We start from the raw sequence: 25,014 nt of genomic DNA, 5'->3' as shown, positions 1-25,014 counted from the left end.
GGCCAAAGTTAGAGGGCGCGCAAGCATTGCGCGAACCTTTGATTTTACGGCCTTTGCCGCCGCCAAAGCGCCAATGCCACCACAGCACTACACAAGGCCCACAAGGGCCCAAGCCCCCATGCCGACGCCCACACGGCGAAGGGCGTGAGGCCATTGCGCCCCTCGTACGACCCCACCAAGCTGCCTCGGGTAAAGCGTGGCAGCTGCGCGGTCACTTTTCCGGCATGGTCGATGATGGCCGTGGCCCCCGTATTGGTGGCCCGCAACATGGGGCGCCCCAGCTCCATGGCCCGCATGCGCGAGATGTTCAGGTGCTGGTCGACGGCCAGCGTGTTGCCGAACCAGGCGATGTTGCTCACATTCACCAAGGCCGTGGGCGCAGTGGCGGGATCTTTGAAACGACGAGCCAGCTCTTCGCCAAATAAGTCTTCGTAACAGACGTTCGGGGCGAGGCGCTGGCCTTGCCAAACCACAGAAGGTTGGTCCCAGTCACCCGATTTGAAGTCCCCCAGTGGGATGTTCATCATGCGGATGAACCAGCCAAAACTGGGCGGGATGAACTCACCAAAAGGCACCAAATGTGACTTGTCGTAGCGATAAGAAGCCCTGTCGCCAGACCCCAAGGCTAAAACCGAGTTGGTGTATCCCTCTGCCAAGCTGCCCAAGGGGGCCCCGACCAGTGCCATGGCCCGGTCTGAGCGGGCGAAATGCTGCTGCAGTCCTGACCAATAGGCTTCAGGCAAATGTTGCGGCAGCAAGGGAATTGCCGTTTCGGGGGCAACCACCAGCGGCTGCTGGCTGGCGCGAAGCTGCGCGTCGTACCACTGCAGCGCATCCCGAATGCCACTGGCGCCGTCAAATTTGGCCGTTTGAGAGATGTTGGCTTGCAGCAACTCGACCCGACTTTCGCCCGCCGAGGTGGTGAAAACAGGCCCCCAAGCCTGCAGCCCCCAAGACAAAACACCCAGACCGATCAGCGGCTTCAAAGTGCGCAAGCGCCAGCCAGACAAGGCCAGCCGCATGGCCAACCATGCGGCCAATGCGCCCATGCCATACACCCCAACCCAAGTCGCCCAAACGGACAAGATGCCATCGACATGCGCATAACCACCTGCCGCCCAAGGGAAACCGGTCAGCCAACGCCCCCGCATCAGCTCCGCCAAAGTCCACAAGGCAGCAAACAGCGCACTGGCAGTACCTGGGCGCGAACCCACAAGCCCTTGCGCCAAATTCACCCAGACAGCGCAGGCAGCGGCGTAATACAAAGCCAAAGCAGAGGCCAAAGCCATCACGGCCAACGCCGCCAAGGGAGCGGGCAATCCGCCGACATCGTGCATGGACACGTACAGCCACCAAAAACTTCCCGCCAGCCATGCAGCGGCAAACACGCCGCCAAACCACGCGGCTTGCCGATGCGCAGAACGTGTTCGAAAGCCAGGTCGAGCGATTTTGGCCAAACCCGAGGCCAGCAAGGTCATGCTCAAGATCTGCAACCAACCGTGTGCCTGGCCACTGCCCGGCATGGCCATCGATGCCGCCTGAATGATGCCCGCCAGAGCAGGCCACAAAAGTTGCAGGCCGCGTGGTAAATCGCGGCCGATGCTCATGCTTGAGGCTCTTGGGGGGTGACAGGTGACACCTTGAACCAGCGCACCGCGCCAGCTCGGGTGTGCAGAACCACAAACTGCAGTCCTGCCAAAACGTATTTTTCACCTCGCCGAGGGACATGCCCCATTTCGTGGGCGATCAAACCGCCAATCGTGTCGAAATCGGGGCCTTCGCTGTCCTCGCGGGCGTCTTGCAGGTTCACACCGAAAGCCTCGCTCACCCGCTCCAGCGACGTATCACCACTGACTCGGAAGCTGCGATCGGGCAGGCCAAAAATATCGCCCTCGTCGTCGGCAATGTCGAATTCATCTTCGATCTCGCCCACGATTTGTTCCAGCACATCCTCGATCGTGATCAAACCTGCCGTACGGCCAAACTCGTCGATGACGATGGCCAAATGGTTGCGGTTGTCGCGAAATTGGCGCAAGAGGTCGTTGAGGCCCTTGCTTTCTGGCACAAACACCGCCGGGCGCAGCAAGGCACGGATGTTCAATTCTGGGGCTCGCTGCAATTTCAGCAGGTCCTTGGCCAGCAATATGCCAATGATGTTTTCTCTGTCGCCCTCAAAAACCGGAAAGCGCGAATGCGCCGTTTCAATGACCTGGTGCAGAAACTGATCCAACGGGTCTTCGATGTTCAACAAATCCATCCGGGGGGCTGCCACCATCACATCGCCTGCGGTCATGTCGGCCATTCGGATCACACCCTCCAACATCAGGCGACTCTCAGCGTTGATGATCTGGTTGTCCTCGGCTTCAGCCAAGGTTTCGATCAACTCATCGGTGGAGTCGGGGCCGGGGTGGATGAACTCGGCCAGTTTTTGCAGAAAACTTCTTTTGTCTTCGCGCTCAACAAAGCGCGCAGGGTGGGGGTCGGACACAGTCAGAGTTGCAGGACATGCGGTTATAGCGAAGCCTCTAGGATAGCGGATTCAAATGACAAAACATGACAGGGCGCCCAACCGCAGGGGTCAAACAGCATCCAACCCTTTGAGTTTCAGGGTTTGTGCAAACCATGGCGCGCATCGCGCACGCCTTGGCGGATTTCTTGCACTGTGGCCAACCACGCCCGGAACTGCTGAGCCTGGCTTTTCAGCTGGTAATCCAGTTCGGCCATCTGCTCCTGCATCAATCCGCTCAATTGGCTGTCCAAAGTGGCTTCGGGCAAAGACAGATAGGCCTCGCTCTCGCTGCCATCCCGCTGCACGTTGGCACCCGCACGGCGGGCAATTTTGAGCATGGCCACGTTTTCACTGAGGGCGTGAATGAACAACAGGCTCACCCCTTGGTTTCGCGCGTGCATCACCGCATGGTTGAACAATCGAACGCCCAATCCTCGGCTCCTTTGATGAGAGGAGACAGAAACACCGAATTCGGCGCAAGTGGCCCACTGCGGATCGACGGAATACGCCAAATGGGCCATGGCCACCAAAGCGAGTCGGCGGTTGAAAACGCCAAAAATCTCATCCCTGTCAAATTTCAAACCCGTTACATAACGCTCGATCTGCTCATCGGTGGCGGGATAACCAAAACGCAAGTAACGGTCCTCGGGCTTGAGAGACAGCAAATGGGACAGGATGCGCGGTTTGTGGCGAGGCGACAGGGAGCGGATCGGAATCCAACCGCTTGCCCCCCTCGCGGCGCCTGAAGTGGCGGACTGCCAAGCGCTCACGACGTCACCCCAGCGCTGCCGAAGTTGGCGCCAAAATCCTGGGGGAGCAGATGGTTTTGAGTTCATTACGGTTAAGGGTTTGCCCTTATTTTGCACGCAATGGCCTGGCTTTGTCAGTACCGGTTATTTGTCGCCTTTGAGACCTTTTTGGTCATCACTCAGGACTTGCCCGATCACACCTTGCCGTACAAGTGGCCACAATCGTCGGATCAAGGAGATTCGACGATGGAACGTATTTGGCTCAAGAATTACCCCCCCGGCGTCCCGCACGAGATTGACCCGAACCAATACAGCAGTCTGACCGACATGATGGAGTCGGCTTTTCGTGCACATGGGGACACCCCGTTCTCGGTCTGCATGGACCGGTGGATGAGCTACAAAGAGCTGGATGAACTCTCGAAAGCCTTAGGCGCTTGGCTTCAAAACCAAGGATTGGAACCCGGCAGCCGGGTGGCCATCATGTTGCCCAACCTGCCGCAATTTGCCGTGACCATGGCGGCCATCTTGCGAGCCGGCTACACCTGCGTGAACGTGAACCCGCTCTACACTGCGCGGGAGTTGAAGCACCAGCTGAAGGACTCCGGGGCCTGTGCCATTGTCATTTTGGAAAACTTCGCCGCCACCTTGCAAGAGGTGATCGAGGACACGGCGGTTCAGCATGTGGTGCTGGCCTCCATTGGCGACTTGCTGGGCGCTTGGTACGGCCGCTGGATGACATTCGCTGTGCGCCACCTCGCCAAAATGGTGCCCGAATTCGAATTGCCGCTGACAGGCGGACGCCAAGTCATTCCGTTCAAGAAAGTCATCGCCCAAGGTCGACAACTGAACCTGAAACCCTCGGTCCAAACCCTGGATGACACCGCTTTTTTACAGTACACAGGCGGCACCACCGGTTTGTCCAAAGGCGCCGTTTTGACGCACCGCAACATTGTGGCGGCCATGCTGCAAGCGGAAGGGTGGTTCACCCCGGCCTTGTCCAGCGTGGGCGATCTGCGCAAGATCAACAGCATCGCAGCCTTGCCGCTGTACCACATCTTCGCTCTGACGCTGTGTTTGCTGGCCATTCGCCAGGGCTCGCACTTGACCTTGGTACCGAACCCGCGCGACTTTGGCAAGTTCATCGAAGTGCTCAAGCAGCGCCCCTTTCACATGCTGCCCGGTGTCAACACTTTGTTCAACGCCTTGATGCAGCACCCGATGTTCAAGACGATTGACTTCTCTACCCTCATGCTCACCCAAGCCGGTGGCATGGCAGCCTCTGAAGGCACCGCCAAAAATTGGCAGGCGGCCACGGGCAGCGCCATGATCGAAGGTTGGGGCATGAGCGAGACCTGCGCCATTGGCACCAACAACCCGGTCACCCAAAAACACTTCAGCGGCAACATTGGCTTGCCTCTGCCCAGCATCGACATCGCGATCAAGGACGACGATGGGCAAAGCTTGCCCGTGGGCAGCTCGGGTGAGATTTGCATTCGGGGTCCCAACGTGATGTGGGGCTACTACAACCAGCCCGAAGAAAATGCCAAAACGTTCACCGCCGACGGGTTCATGAGAACAGGCGATGTGGGCATCATGGACTCGGAGGGCTTCACCCGGATCGTGGACCGCAAGAAAGACATGATCATCGTGAGTGGTTTCAATGTATTCCCGAGCGAGTTGGAGAACGTCATCTCTACTTGCCCCGGCGTGGTGGAGTGCGCTGTGATTGGCATTGCCGACAGCATGCAAGGCGAAACCATCAAGGTGTTTGTGGTGCGCAACGATCCGATGCTGACCGAAGAGGCCGTGTCCCGCTTCTGCCATGAGAACCTCACGGGGTACAAGCGGCCCAAATACATCGAGTTCCGCGACGAGTTGCCCAAATCCAACGTCGGCAAAATCTTGCGCCGAGAACTGCGCAGCCAGAAATAAGGCCCAAAGCCCGGAACACATGAGCGCCCCCATCACCTTGCCTGCGGGCGTGACTGTTTTTGAGCGCGGCTGGCTGTCTGCCAACAACGTGCTGATGCTCGATGAGAACTGCGCCACCTTGGTGGACAGCGGCTATGTCAGCCACCAAGCCCAAACACTGGCTTTGGTCGAGCATGCTTTGCAGGGTCGCGCACTGGACCAATTGGCCAACACGCACCTGCACAGCGACCATTGCGGCGGCAACCAAGCGCTGCAAGCGCGGTATCCAACCCTGCAAACCTGGATTCCTCCGGGCTTGGCACCAGACATCCAAGCATGGCGTGATGACGCGCTCAGCTACAAGCCCACAGGTCAAAGTTGCCCAGCATTCACCTTCACGGGCTTGCTGCAACCGGGCGAGAGTCACCGCTGGGGAAACATGGACTGGGAAGTGCACGCCGCGCCGGGCCACGATCCGCATTCGGTGATTTTGTTTGCCCCTGAACACCGCCTGCTGATGTCCGCCGATGCACTGTGGCAAAACGGCTTTGGCGTGGTGTTCCCTGAATTGGTCGGCATCGATGCTTTTGACGAGGTGGGCCAAACCCTGGATTTGATTGAACGACTCGATCCAGACATCGTCATTCCGGGACATGGCGCTGTCTTCACGGATCTCGCCCCTGCTTTGGCCTTGGCCCGCAGCAAACTCGATGCCTTTGCCCAAAACCCCGAGCGACACGCACGTTACGGCACCAAAGTCTTGCTCAAGTTCAAGCTCTTGGAATGGGGGCGCATCTCGAAAACCGAGTTTTGCGCCTGGGCATTGCAAGTGCCCTATTTGAATGACCTGCACCAGCGCTTTGGTCAGGACCATGAACTGTCCACTTGGCTTGACATGATGCTCGCTGAACTGGCCCGCAGCGGCGCACTGGAGGTGCAAGATGGTGTGATGCATGACCTCTGAATGTGGACTTTAAAACCCCGAGAAATAAAAACATTGACTTATATTCCCGCCAGGAATAGACTTGTACAATTGTGTTGGCTGAATTTGGCATGAAACAAGGGGTTACCTACCCCTCTTGACCGAATCGATGAGCCTTCCATCTCATTGCCTGTTGAGCTGCAGGACATGCGTTTTCCCCAGCTCTGAGCGCCTACTGAATAAGGCGCTCTCAAATAACCCCATTCAATCACCCCGACAAATGTGCGCTAGCTGTCAGGCTAAGCACTTTTCCCGGTGGAATCTTCTTTAGAAACCACCTTTTCCTGCATGCAGGGTTTTCCTTAAAACCTGCACGCCACCTCTCTGAAAGGCTCAACCATGAGCAGCAAAATTTACGTGGGCAACTTGCCTTACACCATCGACGACGCCAGCTTGCGTCAAAACTTTTCTGAATTTGGCGGCGTTTTGTCGGCCAAAGTCATGATGGACCGCGACACGGGCCGCTCCAAAGGTTTCGCCTTTGTCGAAATGTCCAGCGCCGAAGAAGCACAAGCCGCCATCACCGGCCTGAACGGCATGTCCGTCAGCGGTCGCTCCATCGTGGTGAACATCTCCAAGCCCAAAGAGCCCAGCACCGGCTACGGCAGCGGCTACCGCGACACGCGCAACTGATCTTTTCAGTTGCCATGAAAAAGCCGCTCTTGAGCGGCTTTTTTGCGGCTGTGTTTGTTTCAACAGAACAAACAGAAAAGCCGTCAGTGCTTTCACACTGACGGCTTTGTTTGGTGGCCTGGGACGGAATCGAACCATCGACACGCGGATTTTCAATCCGCTGCTCTACCAACTGAGCTACCGGGCCAAGATGAAAATTATAGCAGAGTTGCCCACGCTTTTTGAAGCCCCAACACAATTCAACCCAAGCGCTTGCTGCGGGACAAATCGACGCCCAATTGTTTGAGCTTTCGGTAAAGATGGGTCCGTTCAAGGCCAGTCTTTTCCGCTACTTTGGTCATGGACCCCGATTCATGTGCCAAGTGGAATTCGAAGTAAGCCTTCTCAAATGCATCACGCGCTTCGCGCAAGGGGCGGTCAAGGTCAAAGGTTTGCGCGACCTCAAGTGCAGTGCCTATGGCCTCTCCACTGACAGCGTTTGAGGCCACCGCTACGGCTTGAGAAACAGAGGCTGCGTGGATGGCCTGCTTGACCTGATCACGCGCCAAGCCTTGCTCAACAGCCGTCAGCAATTTTTGCAAGGTGATGGGTTTTTCGAGGAAGGCTTGCGCACCAATCTTGACAGCATCAACCGCGGTGTCGATGGTGGCGTGCCCACTCATCATGATGACGGGCATGTTGAGCAAGCCTGTGGTAGCCCACTCTTTCAAGAGGCTCACACCGTCGGTGTCGGGCATCCAGATGTCCAACAGCACGAGGTCGGGACGCATGCGCTGACGAGCCTCACGCGCCATCGCAGCATTCTCAGCCAACTCCACTTGATGGCCTTCGTCAAACAGGATTTCCGAGAGCAGGTCACGAATGCCCAGCTCGTCATCAACCACCAAAATATTTGCCATAGTGTCTGTCTTGTCTCTGTTCAATGAATAGGCTGATTTGCGCGGCCCATCGTGGAATCCAAGGCGAATGATAACGAGACTTGCGCTCCTTGGATTTCGCCATCTTGCAAGGCGTTGCCCAGTTCGATTTTGGCCGCATGTTCATCGGCAATTTTCTTGACCACCGCCAAGCCCAAACCCGTGCCTTTGGCCTTGGTGGTGACATAGGGCTCGAAGGCTCGCTTGAGGATATTGGGTTCAAAACCAGGGCCGGTATCGGTCACGGTCAAACGGACTCGTCGACGGGCTTCATTCCACTCTGTTCGCAATCCCACGCGTGCGTTTTGTGGCACCAGTCCCTTGATCTCGCAGGCGTCTTGGGCATTTTGCAAGAGGTTGTGAATAACTTGCCTGAGTTGCTGTGCATCCCCCATGATGGGTGGGCAAGCAGGATCCAATTCAGTGACAACCACTGCACGGTGCTCTTGATCGGTCGGCTCATTGGCATACAAGACCATCAAATCGGCAATCAAGTCATTGAGCTGTACGGGCTGCAACTCTGCGGAAGGCAGGCGGGCATAGTCACGAAACTCATTGACCAAGCGCTTCATGGCATCCACTTGGTCCACGATGGTTTTGACCGATTTGTGGAGCACCGCATCGTCTTGCGCATCAAGTTTGCCGATGAGTTTTCGTTGCAGGCGCTCTGCCGACAACTGAATGGGGGTCAACGGGTTTTTGATTTCATGGGCCAATCGCCTGGCCACTTCACCCCAAGCTTGGGCACGTTCAGCTGAAACAATTTCAGAAATGTCGTCAAACACCAAAAGGCGCATGCCGTCTGGCAGCAATGCACCCCGGGCCAACAAAGTGACTCCCGTCTCTGTTAAGCCTTGTCCTGTGGCATGGATTTCAAACGACTTTTGCCAATGGTCGAGTTCATGGGCGTCCTTGTCCAGTCGAAGCACGGCGAACTGCTCGGCCACACCATTTGCAAAAGACGTCAAGCTCGGCAAGCTGATAAGAGGTAGCCCTTGGTGCGCGGCCACAGGCACACGCAAAATGCGTGTCGCCCCAGGGTTGGCCGATTGGATCACGCCCTGTGCATCGAGCACCATGACGCCAGCCGTCAAGTTGTCCAAGATGGTCTGCAAGTTGCCACGCGCAGTGTCCAGTTGGAGCAAACTGCGCTGCACATGGGTGCGGGCATCGAGCAATTGCTGCGTCATGTCAGCGAATGATCGGGTCAACCCACCCAGTTCATCTTTGCCTTGCAAGGCGAGCTTGGGCGTCAAGTCACCAGAGGCCACCTGCCGCATGCCCAGAGCCAACAACAACAAAGGACGCGCCAGTTGGTTGCCCAGCAACACGGCCAACAAAATGGCACCCAAAACGGCCAGGAAAAGACTGAGCGTCAAAGTGCCGATGTACATGCGTCGCAAGCCATCACGGGCCAATGCCCTCTCTTGGTACTCACGATAGGCAGACTGAACCTCCAAGGCGTTGTTGACCAAGGTGGGTGGGAGTTCTTGCGTCAACTGCAAGAAGCGTCGGTCTTCTTCAAAAGAGAGTCCTGCTTGGGGGAGTAAAACCAATACCTTGATGCGTCCTTTGTCTGCACCTGGTGCGCTGTCGTCAAACCCCTCGACCCACTCCACGCGTCCTTTTTGTCTCGCGTCTCTGATTTGCTGAGTGGGTGGGCGCTCGGGGCGGATTTGAAATCTGGACTGCCCAGCGCTGGCCACCATGCGGCCACTGGCGGTCCACAACACGGCATCCGTGACACCGAGTTGCTCTCTCATTTTTTCAAGGGCAATGCCGGCACTCACATCGGCCACGTCACTCAACTGAGTGGCGGCCACACGCGCTTGCTTGGACAAGTCGGAGCTCAGCGTGTCCAAGGTCGCACGACCTAAGTTGAGGCCAGCCACCAAAGCGGCCTCCACCTTGACATCGAACCAACTTTCGATGGAGCGTGATACAAATTGGTAAGACACCACATAAATCAGCAAGCCAGGTATCACGCCCACCAAAGCAAAAATACCGGCCAGTTTGACCAGCAAGCGCGCACCGAATTGACCGCGTTTGAGACGCAGCAAAAGTCGAATCGCTCCCCACAGGATGGTGACCAGCAAACCGCTGGCCACAACGGCGTTGACCAAAGCCAACCATTCGTAATTTTGGTTGTAGCTTTCGCGATTGCCCGTGGCTTGGGTCATCAAGACCAACAAACCCAAGCCAATCACCACCACGGCCAATGAACCCAAACCCAACAGCCAACGGCTGGTCCGAGAGGCCGCCTGTGCCTGTTTTTCCGAACGCTTGGTGAAGCCCCGCATTTCAGCGCACCATGTCAGCCGTCAAGCGGATTTGTCTGGCCACATTCAAAGACCATTCGGTCTGATTGCCTGCAGCAATCTGAAACGGGCGTGGCAATTGAGACATGTCCAGCCAAAACCTGTAGTTGATGTATTGGCGTGTATCCGGTGTCACATCGGTCATTTCGGCGATTCTCCAACCCGATTGACGTCGGATCACCGCCAAAGCGTCGGGTAGATTTTCGAAACTTTGCGAAATGCTGCCTGCCAGGCCCGCACTGGAAATCGGCTCATTGGAAACATTCAAACGCCAACGGCGCGTCAGCGGCTGGAAGGCCAATCGGTAGTAACGGCTGGCCGTGCCCACTTTGCGGTCAGACCAGTACCAGCGGTCACGCATGACCTCGGCCTCGGCCACAAAATGGACAGCCAGGCCTTTGATCAAGGCGTCCTCAACTGCGGGCGCCAGCTCCAGCTTGAGCTGGGCTGTCAAATAGAGTGCCGCGTCCCTCCTCTCGGGACGAAGCTCTGTGAGCTCAGCCACAGAGTTCTGCGCCCAAGCCGCAGACGCAAGCAAAAGCCAGGCCCCCAGGACCCAGCCTCCCCACCGCCGAGGTTCAACCTTGGCGCTTTTCCAGCAGTGCGTAATAAAACCCATCGTGTTCACCCAACGGATTGTGATCGACTGGCAAGCCTGCAGGGGGCTGACCGGGTATCAAATGCCCGGGAGAAGGCCGTAATTGGGCTTCTGTGTTGCGTTGAAGAAACGCTTGCACCGTTTCATCGCCCTCGGCTTTGAAAACAGAGCAAGTGCAATACAGCATGCGACCACCAGGCTTGAGCAATGGCCACAGTGCCTTGAGCAGCATGGCTTGGGTTTTGGCCAACTGGCCGCTGTCGGTGGGCCTGCGTAACCAGCGCACATCTGGGTGTCTGCGCACAATGCCGGATGCCGTGCACGGCGCGTCCAGCAAGATGGCATCAAAGAGCTGCCCATTCCACCATTGCGCAGGCTGCCCCGCATCTGCGGCCATCACTTGACCTTGGACACCCAATCGCCTCAGGTTTTGGTGAATGCGTTCGCAACGCGAAGCATCGACATCCAGGGCCACGACTTCGGCCTTGGGGCAAAGCTCCAACAAATGGCCTGTTTTGCCTCCGGGTGCGGCACAGGCATCCAAAATCCGCCATTTGGCTTTGTTGTCCAGGCCCTGCATCAACAAAGGTGCGGCCAATTGTGCAGCGGCGTCTTGGACCGACACATGGCCTTCAGAAAATCCCGGCAACTGGTGAACTGGCAAGGCTTTCCCAAGTTGCAAACCTTGTTCGCCCACGGCTTGAGAGGACACACCCAGATCATCAAGCTTCTTTTTGTATTCAGCCACACTTTGGTGCCGGGTGTTCACCCGAAGCGTCATCGGTGCAGGGGTTTGGGCCAGGGCCAGCAGCGTCTGCCAATGCAAGGGGTGGTCTGCCTGTAGGCGCTCCACCCACCATGCTGGATGGTTCCATTGGGCTTGAACATCTGCATCTGTCTGTTTTACCAACGCTTCGCGCTCACGCATGAAACGACGCAAACAGGCGTTAACGAACCCGCTTTGCGCTTGCGTGCTCCGCTGTTGGCGTACCGCCTCTACCGCTTGGTTGACCAAAGTGTGGATGGGGTAAACCGCTTCGGCATCACTCCAACACAAAGCCAAGGCACTGCAGAGCAAGGCATCGACGGCGGGCGGCGGTGTTTTGCTGGCCAAGCATTGCCTCAAAGCCGTAGCGCGCCCCAAATGTCTGAGCACCTGAAAACTCAGGGCTTGTACGCCGGGTCTCAGTTCCGCGGGAACGCTCTCCAGTTGCGCCGTGAGCGAGCGCCCTTGCCGGGTAGCCTGCACGGCAGCGGCCGTCGATTGAAGCAAACGCCACAGTGGGGCCGATTGGCCCTGCATGGTTTGTGCGTGAATGGTGTCGTTTTGTTTCATCGTTGACTTCAGAAAGACGTCAGCTCACGCCCACCGATAAATCCATTTTGGTCGCTGGCTGCAGGCCCAAGCGTCTGCCGAGCCACGCTGCTGGCTGCATGGCCAAGGCTTCGTTGTACGCCACAACCGCCACATGGTAAGGAATCAAGGCCGCTGGCAATGTTTGCCGCATCCGGTTCAGAGCGATCTCCAAATCGGGCTTGATCGCCTCATTGTCTTTTTGGAGCAATGCGCGAATTTCAAGCACCAACTTCTGGTGAAGTGCCAACACTTGCTTTTGCCCCTCTACCGCCAAAGGCTGCAACCTGGCCTGAAGCAATGCTTCCACCAATTCATCACATGCCGATTGCAGGGTTTGGAGTTCGCTCTCTGCATCGGCCAAGGAAGTGAGCAGCGATTGACGCGCCGCAATGCCGCCTTGGAGCCGAACCAGCAACCGCAACCAAACGGCATCGACACTGCCCCACTGGCGAACCACTTCGGCGCGCAATCGCACCAGACGGTTGTGTGCCCCGACTGCCCAAAACAAGGCCATCGCCATCAGCACGCCAAAGATCAAAGCTTCCATGCTTGCACCCTTGTTGAACCTTCACCATAAAAACAGCCCCTGACCGCGAAACGGTGCAGGGGCTGTTCACATCGTTCACCTTGTGACGGGTGAACGCATCACTCAGACGGCTTCACCGGCATCGGTGACGGTGTCTTCCGTCGACTCGCCAGCCAGGTCCGCTGCTTCTGCATCGGCAATGGCTTTGCGCTCAGCATCGTCCATGGCGTCCTTGACAGCACGGGCTTTGTGATAAGCCAAACCTGTACCGGCAGGAATCAAACGACCCACGATGACGTTTTCCTTCAGACCACGCAGCTCGTCGCGCTTGCCCATGATGGCCGCTTCGGTCAACACACGGGTCGTTTCCTGGAAGGAAGCGGCCGAGATGAACGAGTCGGTCGACAAAGAAGCCTTAGTGATACCCAGCAACAAGTTGCTGAATGTCGCGGGGATCTTGCCTTCGGCTTGCAGTGCATCGTTGGTGTTGAGCATTTCGGAACGTTCGACTTGCTCACCCGAGATGTAGGTGGACTCACCAATGTTCTCGACCACCACACGGCGCAACATCTGACGAACAATCACTTCGATGTGCTTGTCGTTGATCTTCACGCCTTGCAAGCGGTAAACGTCCTGCACTTCGTCCACGATGTAGCGGGCCAGCTCTTCAATGCCCAACAAACGCAAGATGTCTTGTGGGTCGGCTGGGCCGTCCACAATGCTTTCGCCCTTGTTGACCACTTGGCCTTCGTGCACCAAGATGTTCTTCTCTTTGGGGATCAGTTCATCCCAGACCTTGCCTTCTGGATCGGTGATCTGCAAACGGACCTTGCCTTTGGTTTCTTTACCAAACGACACGGTACCGGTGATCTCGGCCAGCATCCCTTTGTCTTTGGGCGTACGGGCTTCGAACAGTTCGGCCACACGGGGCAAACCGCCGGTAATGTCTCGGGTCTTTTGACCTTCGACCGGGATACGGGCCAGCACTTCGCCCGGGCCCACATCCATGCCGTCTCGCACCTGGATCAGCGAGCCAATCTGGAAGCCAATCGTCACCGAATGGTCGGTGCCGGGGATCTTGACTTCTTTGCCTGCTGCGTCGATCAACTTCACCTGTGGACGGATGACCTTGGCCGCACCACGGCGCTTGGGGTCAATGACCACCAAAGTGGACAAACCGGTCACTTCGTCGAGCTGCTTGGCCACTGTCAAGCCTTCTTCGACGTTCTCGAACTTCACCTGACCGGCGAATTCCGTGATGATCGGGCGAGTCAATGGATCCCAATTGGCAAGAATAGTACCGGCCTTGATGGTCTGGTCGGCTTTGATCGACAAGATGGCACCGTAAGGGACTTTGTGACGCTCGCGCTCACGGCCGTGTTCGGTGATGACGATCTCGCCGGAACGGGAAATCACCACCAACTCACCTTTGGTGTTGGTCACGTAGCGCATCGTGGCATTGAAGCCGATGGTGCCGTTGGACTTGGCTTCCACGCTGGAGGCCACAGCCGCACGCGAAGCCGCACCACCAATGTGGAAGGTACGCATGGTCAGCTGAGTACCGGGTTCACCGATAGACTGAGCAGCGATCACACCAACAGCTTCACCGTTGTTGACCAGACCACCACGGCCCAAATCGCGGCCATAGCACTTGGCGCACAAGCCAAAGCGTGTTTCGCAAGTCAGTGCTGTGCGCACTTTGACTTCGTCCACACCAGCGATTTCCAGTTCCTCGATGAGGTCTTCGTCGAGCATGACACCCGCTTCGGCCAAAACAGCGCGGTTTTCTGGGTGCAACACATCTTCAGCCACCGTGCGGCCCAAGATACGGTCACGCAATGATTCGATGACTTCACCGCCCTCAACGATGGCGCGCATCAGCGAACCGTCAGAGGTGCCGCAATCGAGTTCGGTCACGACCAAGTCTTGTGTCACGTCGACCAAACGACGGGTCAGGTAACCCGAGTTAGCGGTCTTCAAAGCCGTGTCGGCCAGACCTTTACGTGCACCGTGTGTTGAGATGAAGTACTGCAACACGTTCAGACCTTCACGGAAGTTGGCCGTGATGGGGGTTTCGATGATGGAGCCGTCAGGCTTGGCCATCAGACCACGCATACCCGCCAACTGGCGAATCTGCGCTGCGGAACCACGGGCACCAGAGTCGGCCATCATGTAAATCGAGTTGAACGATTCCTGATCGACTTCGTTGCCATGGCGGTCAATGGTCTTCTCTTTGCGGAGTTGGTCCATCATCACCTTGGAGACGACGTCACCGGCTTTACCCCAGATGTCCACCACTTTGTTGTAGCGCTCGCCAGCAGTCACCAACCCGGAGACGTATTGCTGCTCGATGTCTTTGACTTCTTTTTCAGCGGCTTCAATGATGGCGGGCTTCTCAGGCGGCACCAACATGTCGTCGATACCGATCGAGATACCGGCGCGTGTGGCCAAGCGGAAGCCGTTTTGCAACAGCTTGTCGGCGAACACCACGGTCTCTTTCAAACCGCACTTACGGAAAGACGTGTTGATCAGCTTGGAAATCTCTTTCTTCTTCAGCGCCTTGTTCAGGTTGGAGAAAGGCAGGCCCTTGGGCAAGATTTCCGACAACAAAGCGCGGCCCACGGTGGTTTCCACCATGGACACGGACGAGGTGAATTCACCCGTCGCTTTGTCTTTGGTCCACTCGGTCATGCGCACGTTGATCTTGGCAGTCAGCTCAACAGCATTGGCGTCCAGGGCGCGCTGCACTTCACCGATGTCGGAGAAGATCAAGCCTTCGCCCTTGGCGTTGATGCGGTCACGGGTCGCGTAATACAAACCCAGCACCACGTCTTGCGACGGCACAATCGATGGCTCGCCAGAAGCGGGGAACAAGATGTTGTTCGAAGCCAGCATCAAGGTGCGGGCTTCCATTTGCGCTTCGACCGACAAAGGCACGTGAACGGCCATCTGGTCACCGTCGAAGTCGGCGTTGAAGGCCGCGCAAACGAGGGGGTGCAACTGAATGGCTTTGCCTTCGATCAGCAAAGGCTCGAACGCCTGAATACCCAAACGGTGCAGCGTAGGCGCACGGTTCAGCATCACGGGGTGCTCTTTGATGACCTCTTCCAAGATGTCCCACACCACAGGGGTGCCGGCTTCAACTTCTTTCTTGGCGGCCTTGATGGTGGTCGCGATGCCCATGGCTTCGAGACGCGCAAAGATGAAAGGCTTGAACAACTCGATGGCCATCAACTTGGGCAAACCGCACTGGTGCAGTTTGAGTGTTGGACCCACGGTAATGACGGAACGACCGGAGTAGTCGACGCGCTTACCCAGCAAGTTTTGACGGAAACGACCGCTCTTGCCTTTGATCATGTCGGCCAGCGACTTCAGGGCGCGCTTGTTGGCGCCAGTCATGGCCTTGCCGCGGCGACCGTTGTCCAGCAAGCTGTCCACGGCTTCTTGCAGCATGCGCTTTTCGTTGCGCGCAATGATCTCAGGCGCCTTCAATTCCAGCAAACGGCGCAGACGGCTGTTGCGGTTGATGACACGGCGGTACAAGTCGTTCAGGTCGGAGGTCGCAAAGCGGCCGCCGTCCAATGGCACCAATGGACGCAAGTCCGGTGGCAACACGGGCAGCACTTCGAGCACCATCCAGCCGGGCTTGATGCCCGACTTCTTGAAGGCTTCCAGAACTTTGAGGCGCTTGGAGTTCTTCTTAACTTTGAGTTCGGAGCCCGTCAAGTCACCACGCAGGCGCTCGATTTCGCTTTCGATGTCAATGCCTTCGAGCAATTCGCGAATGCCTTCAGCGCCCATCTTGGCCGTGAATTCATCACCGTACTCTTTGACTTTGGCGTCGTAGTCGTCTTCGGACATGATGCCGAATTTCTTGAGCGGCGTCATGCCGGGATCAGTCACAACGTAGGCTTCAAAGTACAACACACGCTCAATGTCGCGCAGCGTCATGTCGAGCACCAGGCCCAAACGCGATGGCAACGACTTCAGGAACCAGATGTGGGCGCAAGGTGCGGCCAGGTCAATGTGACCCATGCGCTCGCGACGCACTTTGGTTTGTGTGACTTCAACGCCGCACTTCTCGCAGATCACGCCGCGGTGCTTGAGACGCTTGTACTTGCCGCACAAGCATTCGTAGTCTTTGATGGGGCCAAAAATCTTGGCGCAAAACAGACCATCGCGCTCAGGCTTGAAGGTGCGGTAGTTGATGGTTTCCGGCTTTTTCACTTCGCCGAAAGACCACGAACGGATCTTCTCGGGCGATGCCAGGCCGATGCGGATTGCATCGAAGTGGTCATCGGGCGTGAACTGCTTGAACAGGTCGAGTAGTGATTTCATGGTTTAAATCCTTTGCCTGTGAATTAAGAACGCTCGAGCTCGATGTCAAGGCCCAGCGAACGGATTTCCTTGACCAGCACGTTGAACGATTCGGGCATGCCCGCTTCGATGGAGTGTTCGCCTTTGACGATGCTTTCGTAAACCTTGGTACGGCCTTGCACGTCGTCGGACTTCACGGTGAGCATCTCTTGCAGGACGTAAGAGGCGCCATACGCTTCCAGCGCCCACACTTCCATCTCACCGAAACGCTGACCACCGAACTGCGCCTTACCACCCAGCGGCTGCTGCGTGACCAAGCTGTAAGGACCGGTCGAGCGGGCGTGCATCTTGTCGTCCACCAAGTGGTGCAATTTCAAGAAGTGCATGTAGCCAATGGTGGTTGGACGGTCAAAGGCATCGCCTGTGCGGCCGTCAAACAGGTTGGCTTGTGTGCGTGTGGCGGTCAGACCCTTGGCCTTGGCCAGGTCTTCTGGGTAAGCCAGGTGCAGCATCGCGCGGATTTCTTCTTCGGCAGCACCGTCAAACACAGGCGTTGCGAATGGGAAACCTTCTTTGAGGTTGCCGGCCATGGCCAACACCTCGTCGTCGCTCAGTTGCGACAGATCTTCCTTGCGGCCCATGCTGTTGTACAACTGCTCGAACAGTTTGCGCAATTCGGCAATCTTTTCCATGCGCTGAGTTTCGGCTTGCAGCATGTTGCCAATGCGCTGACCGATACCTTTGCCGGCCCAGCCCAGGTGGACTTCGAGCACCTGACCCACGTTCATACGTGAAGGAACGCCCAAGGGGTTCAACACGATGTCTGCAGGTGTACCGTCGGCCATGTAAGGCATGTCTTCGACGGGAACGATTTTGGAAACCACACCCTTGTTACCGTGGCGACCGGCCATCTTGTCACCAGGCTGCAAGCGACGCTTGACGGCCAAGTAGACCTTGACCATCTTGAGCACGCCCGCTGGCAACTCATCGCCTTGGGTCAATTTCTTGCGCTTTTCTTCAAACGACAAGTCAAAGCTGTGGCGGGTCTGCTCCAGCGAGTTTTTGATGGACTCGAGTTGCATGGCCACATCGTCTTCCGCTGGACGGATGTCGAACCAGTGGAACTTCTCCACCGATTCCATGTAGGCTTTGTCGAGCTTGGTGCCTTTGGCCAGCTTTTGAGGGCCGCCGTTGGCCACGCGGCCCACCAGCAACTTCTCGATACGGTCAAATGCGTCGGCTTCCACGATGCGCAACTGGTCATTCAGATCCAAGCGGAAACGCTTGAGTTCGTCGTCAATGATCTGTTGGGCACGCTTGTCACGCACGATGCCTTCACGGGTGAAGACCTGCACGTCGATCACAGTGCCTTGCGAGCCCTGATCCACGCGCAACGAAGTGTCTTTCACATCGCTGGCTTTTTCGCCGAAGATGGCGCGCAACAGTTTTTCTTCAGGTGTGAGGGTGGTCTCGCCTTTCGGTGTGACCTTGCCAACCAACACGTCGCCGGGCTGCACTTCTGCACCCACGTAAATGATGCCGGAATCGTCCAGACGGCCCAGTTGCTGCTCGGACAAGTTGGGGATGTCGCGCGAAATTTCTTCTGCGCCCAGCTTGGTGTCACGGGCCATGACCACGAGTTCTTCGATGTGGATCGAGGTGTAGCGGTCTTCTGACACGACACGCTCAGAGATCAAGATCGAATCTTCGAAGTTGTAGCCGTTCCATGGCATGAAGGCGATCAGCATGTTCTGACCAATGGCGATTTCGCCCAAGTCGGTCGATGCACCGTCGGCAATCACGTCACCTTTGGCCAGCTTGTCGCCACGCTTGACGATGGGGCGCTGATGGATGTTGGTGTTCTGGTTGGAACGCTGGTACTTGATCAGGTTGTAGATGTCCACACCCACTTCACCGGCCAGAGCTTCAGCGTCGTTCACGCGGATCACGATGCGGGTTGCGTCGACATAGTCAACGATACCGCCGCGAGTGGCCGTGACCACAGTGCCCGAGTCGACCGCTGCAACGCGCTCGATGCCGGTACCAACCATGGGCTTTTCAGGGCGCAGCACAGGCACAGCCTGACGCGACATGTTGGCACCCATCAAAGCGCGGTTGGCGTCATCGTGCTCCAAGAATGGAACCAGAGATGCGGCCACAGACACGATCTGGGCTGGCGACACGTCCATGTACTGGATGCGCTCGGCACCGCACAGGATGGATTCGCCTTTTTCACGGGCAGAGACCAAGTCACCGGTCAGCTTGCCGTCTTTGTCCAATGTGGCGTTGGCCTGGGCAATGACGTACTTGCCTTCTTCAATGGCGGACAAGTAATCGATGTCCATCGTCACTTTGCCGTCCACCACGCGACGGTATGGGGTTTCAATGAAACCATACTCGTTCAAGCGGGCGTACAAAGCCAGCGAGTTGATCAGACCGATGTTTGGTCCTTCAGGTGTCTCGATAGGGCAAACGCGACCGTAATGGGTCACGTGCACGTCTCGCACTTCAAAGCCTGCACGTTCGCGTGTCAAACCACCTGGGCCAAGGGCCGAAACACGGCGCTTGTGGGTGATCTCAGCCAACGGGTTGGTCTGGTCCATGAACTGGGACAACTGCGATGCACCGAAGAATTCTTTGAGCGCAGCAGAGATTGGCTTGGAGTTGATCAGGTCGTGCGGCATGAGCGGCTCTTGCTCAGCTTGGCCCAAACGCTCTTTCACGGCTTTTTCGATCCGTGCCAAACCGGTGCGGTACTGGTTTTCAGCCAATTCGCCCACGCAACGCACGCGGCGGTTGCCCAAGTGGTCGATGTCATCGACTTCGCCATTGCCGTTTCGCAAGTCCACCAAAATCTTAACCACAGCCAAGATGTCTTCGTTGGTCAAGACCATGGGGCCTGTGGAGTCTGGACGACCGACACGGGCGTTGAACTTCATGCGACCCACACGCGACAAGTCGTACGTATCAGGGTTGTAGAACAAGCGCTGGAACAGGGCTTGCACCGCGTCTTCTGTTGGCGGTTCGCCAGGACGCATCATGCGGTAGATGGCTACGCGTGCAGCGAATTCGTCAACGGTTTCGTCGATGCGCAGGGTTTGCGAAATGTACGCGCCTTGGTCGAGTTCGTTGGTATAGATGCAAGGCAAGTCTTGAATGCCTGAAGTGCGCAACTTTTTGAGCAAAGCTTCGGTCAACTCTTCGTTGGCCTTGGCGATGATCTCACCGGTGTCGGCTTCGACAATGCTGCGTGCGACCACGCGACCCAACAGGTAGTCTTCTGGCACGCTGATGTGTGTGGTGCCCGATTGCTCGAGTTCACGGGTGTGACGCACGGTGATGCGCTTGTCTTTGGCCACAACCACTTTGCCGGACTTGTCGGTGATGTCAAAACGCGCCACTTCGCCGCGCAGGCGCTCGGCCACAAATTCCATTTGTGCACCGCTGTCCATCAGACGGAAGTTGTCGTTGACGAAGAAGTTTGCCAGGATCGACTCAGGGTTCAAGCCAATGGCCTTGAGCAGAATCGACACGGGCATCTTGCGACGACGGTCAACGCGGAAGTACAGGATGTCTTTCGGGTCGAATTCGAAATCAAGCCACGAACCACGGTAAGGGATGATGCGGGCGGAAAACAGCAATTTGCCCGAGCTGTGGGTCTTGCCCTTGTCGTGTTCAAAGAACACGCCAGGTGAACGGTGCAACTGAGACACGATCACACGCTCAGTACCGTTGATGATGAACGAGCCTTTGTCGGTCATCAGGGGCACTTCGCCCATGTAGACCTCTTGCTCTTTGACTTCCTTGACCACTTTGTTCTGTGAAGTCGAAGAGTCACGGTCGTAAATGATGAGCTGCACGCGCGCGCGCACAGCCGACGAGAAGGTCAGACCACGCGTCTGGCATTCGCGCACATCGAACGCAGGTTTGGCCAAGTTGTACTCGACGAATTTCATCTCCACAAAACCATTGTGGGACACGATCGGGAATGCCGACTCAAATGCGGCTTGCAGACCTTCGTGTGTGCGTTTGGATGAAACAACACCTGCTTGCAGGAAGGACGTGTAAGCGTCTTTTTGCATTTGCAGCAGGTAAGGAACTTCGAGCACGCTTTCGCGGCTGCCGAAACTTTTGCGAATTCGCTTGCGTTCGGTGTATGAATAGGCCATGAGATCTCCGGGCTTGATCTTTCAGAACTGTGTGTTGCGCGAGTTTTAGACTCGCACAACGGGCTTGGCGGCTGGCCTCTACCAGCTTTGGCGGACGATTGCGCATTGCACGCAACCCGAACCAAGGGTCTTCTGCAGTCGGGTCAGAAAACACTGGAAAGAAGACTGAGGTCAATCTACTTTCCGGTGTTTCGTTAAAACACTGGAAAGAAGACTGAACGGAGTCTGCTTTTCGGTGTGCTCTTCAAGCACCAAAGGCTGGAGGCCCTTTCGGACACTCCAGCCTTGGAACAAAACCGAATTACTTGAGTTCGGCCTTGGCGCCGGCTTCTTCCAGCTTCTTCTTAGCGGCTTCAGCGTCAGCTTTTGGCAGGCCTTCTTTGACTGCCTTAGGAGCGCCGTCCACCAAGTCTTTGGCTTCTTTCAAGCCCAGACCTGTGATTTCGCGCACAGCTTTAATCACGGACACTTTGTTGGCGCCGGCTTCGAGCAACATGACGTTGAAGTCAGTCTTCTCTTCAGCGGCAGCAGCAGCACCGCCACCTGCAGCAGCAGGAGCAGCCATAGCGGCAGCGCTCACACCAAACTTCTCTTCGATGGCTTTCACCAGTTCGTTGAGTTCCATGACCGTCATGCTGTCCAGCGCGGTCAAAAATGCGTCTTTATCGAATGCCATTTTTATTTCCTAACAATTGGTTAAAACACGAATGCTGGCCTTAAGCGGCAACAGCTTCGCCTTCGCCTTTTTTGGCCGCCAACGCACCCAGCACAACGGCTGTACGCGACATAGGCGACATCAACAAGCCACACAACTGGGCCAACAAAACTTCTTTCGAAGGGATGTTTGCCAATTGCTTAACGCCGTTCACGTCCAAAGCTTTGCCTGCAAATGCACCTGCACGAATGACCAACTTGTCGTTGGTTTTCGCGAAGTCAGCCACCACCTTAGCGGCGGCTACTGCATCTTCAGAGAAGCCATAGATCAGCGGACCGGTCATCTGGTCGGCGACAACTTCAAACTGCGTACCTGTCACAGCACGGCGAGCCAAGGTGTTTTTCAACACCGTCAGCGATACGCCGAGGCTACGAGCTTTGACGCGCAGGTTGGTCATGTCAGCGACCGTGATACCACGGTATTCCGCCATCACAAGCGTTTGAGCTTTACCGGCGAGGTCGGTCACTTCGGAAATGACCGCTTCTTTCTCACTGCGATTCAGACTCAAGGTCTACTCCTTTATATGTGTTTTCGGGTTGCCCCTAGAACACGCCTATTTGCAGCGACCGACTGTTCAGGATCTTCATCCATCTGCAGCGGGATCGCCATCTGCGTTGGCCCAAACCTTCAAGCGAACTTGTCGGTCTGTTGATTAAGCACAGCCATGTGTGCACCAACGGTCTTGGATGGCCTGCAGACCTTTAGCAAGGACTGCAGCCCACCACATTGAGCCAGCTTTCAGCCGACTCAAATTTTTATCGCCATCAAGCTGCGATGGATTGTGTGTCGACGCGAACGCCCACACCCATGGTCGAGGAAACGGCCACTTTGCGCAGGTAAACACCCTTGCTGGTGGCTGGCTTGGCTTTCACCAAAGCTTCGATTAATGCAGCCAAGTTGCCTTGCAACTTGTCGGTGTCGAATGAGCGACGGCCGATGGTGCCGTGAACGATACCGGCCTTGTCAACGCGGAACTGGACTTGACCAGCCTTGGCGTTGCGCACAGCTGTTGCGACGTCTGGGGTCACAGTGCCGACTTTGGGGTTAGGCATCAGGCCACGTGGACCCAGGATTTGACCCAATGTACCCACAACGCGCATGGCGTCAGGAGCAGCAATCACCACGTCAAAAGGCATGTCGCCCGCTTTCACGCGCGCAGCCAAATCGTCCATACCGACCACATCAGCGCCTGCTGCCAGAGCTTCTTCAGCTTTAGCGCCTTGAGCGAACACGGCCACGCGCGCTGTCTTACCGGTGCCGTTAGGCAGCACCACAGCACCACGAACCACTTGGTCAGATTTCTTGGCATCAATGCCCAATTGAACGGCCACGTCAATGGACTCGTCGAACTTGGCAGTTGCGCACTCTTTGACCATGGTCAAAGCATCGGTCAAAGCGTACAGCTTCAGGCTGTCAACTTTGCCAACAAGGGCTTTTTGTTTTTTAGTGAGCTTGGACATTTACACGCCCTCCACATTCACGCCCATGGAACGGGCAGTACCAGCGATGGTGCGAACAGCAGCGTCCATATCGGCCGCAGTCAGGTCTTTCATCTTGGTTTTGGCAATTTCTTCCAGCTGCGCGCGAGTGATCTTGCCCACTTTTTCCAGACCTGGCTTGGTCGAAGCCTTGTCCAACTTCAGGGACTTCTTGATCAAAGTGGCCGCTGGCGGCGTTTTGATGATGAAGGTGAAGGACTTGTCTGCAAACGCAGTGATGACCACTGGCAATGGCAGGCCCGGCTCAACACCTTGGGTCTGGGCGTTGAACGCCTTGCAGAATTCCATGATGTTCAAACCACGTTGACCCAGTGCTGGACCAATAGGTGGTGATGGATTGGCTTTACCAGCTGGCACTTGCAGCTTGATGAAGCCGACGATTTTTTTCGCCATGCTTTTCTCCTTGCGGGTTTTAACGCTCAAAACCAATCGGCTTTGGACTCCCCGGGGTTAACGACTCTGAAATATTGTTGGACGCCGAGTCGGGTAGCGCCAAACAGAGAACTGAGAAAAACCGATCAGGTTTTTTCGACTTGTCCGAACTCCAACTCGACAGGTGTTGCGCGACCGAAAATGGTCACCGAAACACGCATTTTGTTGCGCTCGTAGTTGACTTCTTCCACCGTACCATTGAAGTCGGTGAACGGGCCTTCTTTGACGCGGATGTACTCACCCACTTCAAATTCAACCTTGTGGCGTGGCTTATCCGTGCCTTCTTGCATCTGGCTCACGATTTTCTGGACATCGGCCTCGGAAATCGGGGCTGGTCGGTTTTTGGCGCCACCCACAAAGCCCGTGACCTTGTTGGTGTGCTTGACCAAATGCCAAGTTTCGTCATCCATGACCATTTCTACCAGCACATAGCCGGGGAAAAACTTGCGCTCGGTGGTGCGCTTTTGGCCATTTTTGACCTCAACCACCTCTTCGGTCGGCACCAGAATGCGACCAAATTTGGTTTCCATGCCAGAACGCGCAATGCGTTCGATGATGTTGCGCTCCACCGCTTTTTCCATACCGGAATAAGCATGCACCACATACCACTTCAGATCTGGATTGGTCGAAGAGCCCGCCATGGGGGCGTTGACTACAGCATCGTTCATTATTTTTTCCACCCAAGAATCAGATCGTAGAAAACCCATTCCAGAGTTTTGTCGGTGAGCCACAAGAACAGCGCCATCACCACCACAAAAGCAAAAACGTAAGCCGTGATTTGCATGGCTTCTTTCCGCTCAGGCCAGACCACCTTCTTGACTTCCCGCACGGCATCCCGACCGAAAGCGATCAATTGACGACCCGACTCAGAAGTGAAGAACACAGCCACCGCAGCCAGCAAGCCGACCAACAAGCCCGCCCACTGAACCCAACCACCTCGGCCAGCCAACATGTAAAAGGCCACGAGCGCACCAATGACCAATGCAGCAGCCAGCGCCACTCGCATCTTGTCACCCGCAGCATTCACTGTTTGAACTTCAGACGTTGCCATACGGCTTGAAACCTTTGTTGAGCCCTCGATGATCGAAGACCCTTATCAGACAAGGAAGCCCGCTAGGGACTAGCGGGCTTGGAAATCCACCTTTTCAGGTGGCAGGGGCAGTAGGAATCGAACCTACAACCTTCGGTTTTGGAGACCGACGCTCTGCCAATTGAGCTATACCCCTACAGATGATTTTCAGGCGATGATCTTGGCAACAACGCCAGCGCCAACCGTGCGGCCACCTTCGCGAATGGCGAAGCGCAAGCCTTCTTCCATCGCGATGGGGTTGATCAACTTCACAGTGATCGACACGTTGTCACCAGGCATCACCATCTCTTTG

At 56.3% G+C, this 25,014-nt stretch carries 19 protein-coding genes, 2 tRNA genes and 1 pseudogene; 3 read left to right on the top strand and 19 right to left on the bottom strand.

The features are described 5' to 3' along the window. Positions 1-44: 44 nt before the first annotated feature. From lnt to SWE17_RS13960, 3 genes are all read right to left on the bottom strand, one after another. Positions 45-1,607 carry an apolipoprotein N-acyltransferase gene (gene lnt / locus SWE17_RS13970; protein WP_322993685.1) on the bottom strand — a complete coding sequence of 521 codons (1,563 nt, stop codon included), beginning with the start codon at positions 1,605-1,607 and terminating at the stop codon, positions 45-47. After that, positions 1,604-2,488: an HlyC/CorC family transporter gene (locus tag SWE17_RS13965; protein WP_322993684.1), complete on the bottom strand. Its 885-nt coding sequence runs from the start codon at positions 2,486-2,488 to the stop codon at positions 1,604-1,606. Before SWE17_RS13965 ends, lnt begins: the two co-directional genes overlap by 4 nt. 116 nt (positions 2,489-2,604) lie before the next feature. Next, entirely contained in the window at positions 2,605-3,279 is a 675-nt protein-coding gene (locus tag SWE17_RS13960; RefSeq protein WP_322993683.1) for a GNAT family N-acetyltransferase, read from the bottom strand. Positions 3,280-3,504: 225 nt separating this feature from the next. Here SWE17_RS13960 and SWE17_RS13955 point away from each other — a divergent pair, with 225 nt between their 5' ends. From SWE17_RS13955 to SWE17_RS13945, 3 genes are all read left to right on the top strand, one after another. Then, entirely contained in the window at positions 3,505-5,190 is a 1,686-nt protein-coding gene (locus SWE17_RS13955; RefSeq protein WP_322993682.1) for an AMP-binding protein, read from the top strand. 19 nt (positions 5,191-5,209) lie between these two features. Then, entirely contained in the window at positions 5,210-6,133 is a 924-nt protein-coding gene (locus tag SWE17_RS13950; protein WP_322993681.1) for an MBL fold metallo-hydrolase, read from the top strand. 357 nt (positions 6,134-6,490) lie between these two features. Further along, a complete protein-coding gene (locus tag SWE17_RS13945) occupies positions 6,491-6,784 on the top strand; it encodes an RNA recognition motif domain-containing protein (RefSeq protein ID WP_019425964.1) in 294 nt (97 codons plus the stop codon). A 111-nt stretch (positions 6,785-6,895) separates the two neighbouring features. Here the strand turns inward: SWE17_RS13945 and SWE17_RS13940 are convergent. The 16 genes and pseudogenes from SWE17_RS13940 to SWE17_RS13865 all read right to left on the bottom strand — a co-directional run. Beyond that, positions 6,896-6,971, bottom strand: a tRNA-Phe gene (locus tag SWE17_RS13940). 52 nt (positions 6,972-7,023) lie between these two features. Further along, positions 7,024-7,683: a response regulator gene (locus tag SWE17_RS13935; protein WP_322993680.1), complete on the bottom strand. Its 660-nt coding sequence runs from the start codon at positions 7,681-7,683 to the stop codon at positions 7,024-7,026. A 20-nt stretch (positions 7,684-7,703) separates the two neighbouring features. Beyond that, positions 7,704-10,001 (bottom strand): sensor histidine kinase, encoded by a 2,298-nt coding sequence (locus SWE17_RS13930; protein ID WP_322993679.1) that lies wholly within the window; start codon positions 9,999-10,001, stop codon positions 7,704-7,706. A gap of 1 nt (position 10,002) precedes the next feature. Then, complete coding sequence (locus SWE17_RS13925; protein ID WP_322993678.1) at positions 10,003-10,638, bottom strand: DUF4390 domain-containing protein; 636 nt, start codon at positions 10,636-10,638, stop codon at positions 10,003-10,005. Then, positions 10,598-11,953, bottom strand: a complete 1,356-nt coding sequence (rsmB, locus tag SWE17_RS13920; protein ID WP_322993677.1) for a 16S rRNA (cytosine(967)-C(5))-methyltransferase RsmB — start codon at positions 11,951-11,953, stop codon at positions 10,598-10,600. The genes SWE17_RS13925 and rsmB overlap by 41 nt, the downstream gene beginning before the upstream one ends. A 19-nt stretch (positions 11,954-11,972) precedes the next feature. Next, positions 11,973-12,521 (bottom strand): hypothetical protein, encoded by a 549-nt coding sequence (locus SWE17_RS13915; RefSeq protein WP_322993676.1) that lies wholly within the window; start codon positions 12,519-12,521, stop codon positions 11,973-11,975. A 102-nt stretch (positions 12,522-12,623) separates the two neighbouring features. Next, the gene (gene rpoC, locus SWE17_RS13910) at positions 12,624-16,838 is read right to left on the bottom strand and encodes a DNA-directed RNA polymerase subunit beta' (protein WP_322993675.1); all 4,215 of its coding nucleotides are present in this window, start codon (positions 16,836-16,838) and stop codon (positions 12,624-12,626) included. Positions 16,839-16,861: 23 nt separating this feature from the next. After that, complete coding sequence (gene rpoB, locus SWE17_RS13905) at positions 16,862-20,986, bottom strand: DNA-directed RNA polymerase subunit beta (protein WP_322993674.1); 4,125 nt, start codon at positions 20,984-20,986, stop codon at positions 16,862-16,864. A gap of 301 nt (positions 20,987-21,287) precedes the next feature. Continuing rightward, complete coding sequence (gene rplL, locus SWE17_RS13900; RefSeq protein WP_100120358.1) at positions 21,288-21,662, bottom strand: 50S ribosomal protein L7/L12; 375 nt, start codon at positions 21,660-21,662, stop codon at positions 21,288-21,290. 40 nt (positions 21,663-21,702) lie between these two features. Further along, the gene (gene rplJ / locus SWE17_RS13895; protein ID WP_100120359.1) at positions 21,703-22,209 is read right to left on the bottom strand and encodes a 50S ribosomal protein L10; all 507 of its coding nucleotides are present in this window, start codon (positions 22,207-22,209) and stop codon (positions 21,703-21,705) included. A gap of 256 nt (positions 22,210-22,465) precedes the next feature. Continuing rightward, entirely contained in the window at positions 22,466-23,161 is a 696-nt protein-coding gene (rplA, locus tag SWE17_RS13890) for a 50S ribosomal protein L1 (RefSeq protein WP_295523567.1), read from the bottom strand. Next, complete coding sequence (rplK, locus tag SWE17_RS13885) at positions 23,162-23,593, bottom strand: 50S ribosomal protein L11 (RefSeq protein WP_100120361.1); 432 nt, start codon at positions 23,591-23,593, stop codon at positions 23,162-23,164. It lies immediately after the preceding gene. Between the two features lie 125 nt (positions 23,594-23,718). After that, on the bottom strand, positions 23,719-24,300 hold the full coding sequence (nusG, locus tag SWE17_RS13880) for a transcription termination/antitermination protein NusG (RefSeq protein WP_019430861.1): 582 nt from the start codon (positions 24,298-24,300) through the stop codon (positions 23,719-23,721). After that, complete coding sequence (gene secE, locus SWE17_RS13875; RefSeq protein ID WP_100120363.1) at positions 24,300-24,683, bottom strand: preprotein translocase subunit SecE; 384 nt, start codon at positions 24,681-24,683, stop codon at positions 24,300-24,302. The genes nusG and secE overlap by 1 nt, the downstream gene beginning before the upstream one ends. Positions 24,684-24,782: 99 nt before the next feature. After that, a tRNA-Trp gene (locus SWE17_RS13870) sits at positions 24,783-24,858 on the bottom strand. An 11-nt stretch (positions 24,859-24,869) separates the two neighbouring features. Beyond that, positions 24,870-25,014 (bottom strand): annotated as a pseudogene (locus SWE17_RS13865) (elongation factor Tu); the annotation flags it as partial.

It is taken from the genome of Limnohabitans sp. (genome assembly GCF_034680285.1).
Lineage (GTDB): Bacteria > Pseudomonadota > Gammaproteobacteria > Burkholderiales > Burkholderiaceae_C > Limnohabitans_A.
Note: the sequence above shows the minus strand (reverse complement) of the source record. Positions and strands in the feature narration are given on the sequence as shown.

Coding starts and splice junctions, on each gene's coding strand:
- lnt (WP_322993685.1), bottom strand. CDS start 1,607: ATGAGCATCGGCCGCGATTTACCACGCGGCCTGCAACTTTTGTGGCCT.
- SWE17_RS13955 (WP_322993682.1), top strand. CDS start 3,505: ATGGAACGTATTTGGCTCAAGAATTACCCCCCCGGCGTCCCGCACGAG.
- SWE17_RS13950 (WP_322993681.1), top strand. CDS start 5,210: ATGAGCGCCCCCATCACCTTGCCTGCGGGCGTGACTGTTTTTGAGCGC.
- SWE17_RS13945 (WP_019425964.1), top strand. CDS start 6,491: ATGAGCAGCAAAATTTACGTGGGCAACTTGCCTTACACCATCGACGAC.
- SWE17_RS13935 (WP_322993680.1), bottom strand. CDS start 7,683: ATGGCAAATATTTTGGTGGTTGATGACGAGCTGGGCATTCGTGACCTG.
- SWE17_RS13930 (WP_322993679.1), bottom strand. CDS start 10,001: ATGCGGGGCTTCACCAAGCGTTCGGAAAAACAGGCACAGGCGGCCTCT.
- SWE17_RS13925 (WP_322993678.1), bottom strand. CDS start 10,638: ATGGGTTTTATTACGCACTGCTGGAAAAGCGCCAAGGTTGAACCTCGG.
- rsmB (WP_322993677.1), bottom strand. CDS start 11,953: ATGAAACAAAACGACACCATTCACGCACAAACCATGCAGGGCCAATCG.
- SWE17_RS13915 (WP_322993676.1), bottom strand. CDS start 12,521: ATGGAAGCTTTGATCTTTGGCGTGCTGATGGCGATGGCCTTGTTTTGG.
- rpoC (WP_322993675.1), bottom strand. CDS start 16,838: ATGAAATCACTACTCGACCTGTTCAAGCAGTTCACGCCCGATGACCAC.
- rpoB (WP_322993674.1), bottom strand. CDS start 20,986: ATGGCCTATTCATACACCGAACGCAAGCGAATTCGCAAAAGTTTCGGC.
- rplL (WP_100120358.1), bottom strand. CDS start 21,662: ATGGCATTCGATAAAGACGCATTTTTGACCGCGCTGGACAGCATGACG.
- rplA (WP_295523567.1), bottom strand. CDS start 23,161: ATGTCCAAGCTCACTAAAAAACAAAAAGCCCTTGTTGGCAAAGTTGAC.
- rplK (WP_100120361.1), bottom strand. CDS start 23,593: ATGGCGAAAAAAATCGTCGGCTTCATCAAGCTGCAAGTGCCAGCTGGT.
- nusG (WP_019430861.1), bottom strand. CDS start 24,300: ATGAACGATGCTGTAGTCAACGCCCCCATGGCGGGCTCTTCGACCAAT.
- secE (WP_100120363.1), bottom strand. CDS start 24,683: ATGGCAACGTCTGAAGTTCAAACAGTGAATGCTGCGGGTGACAAGATG.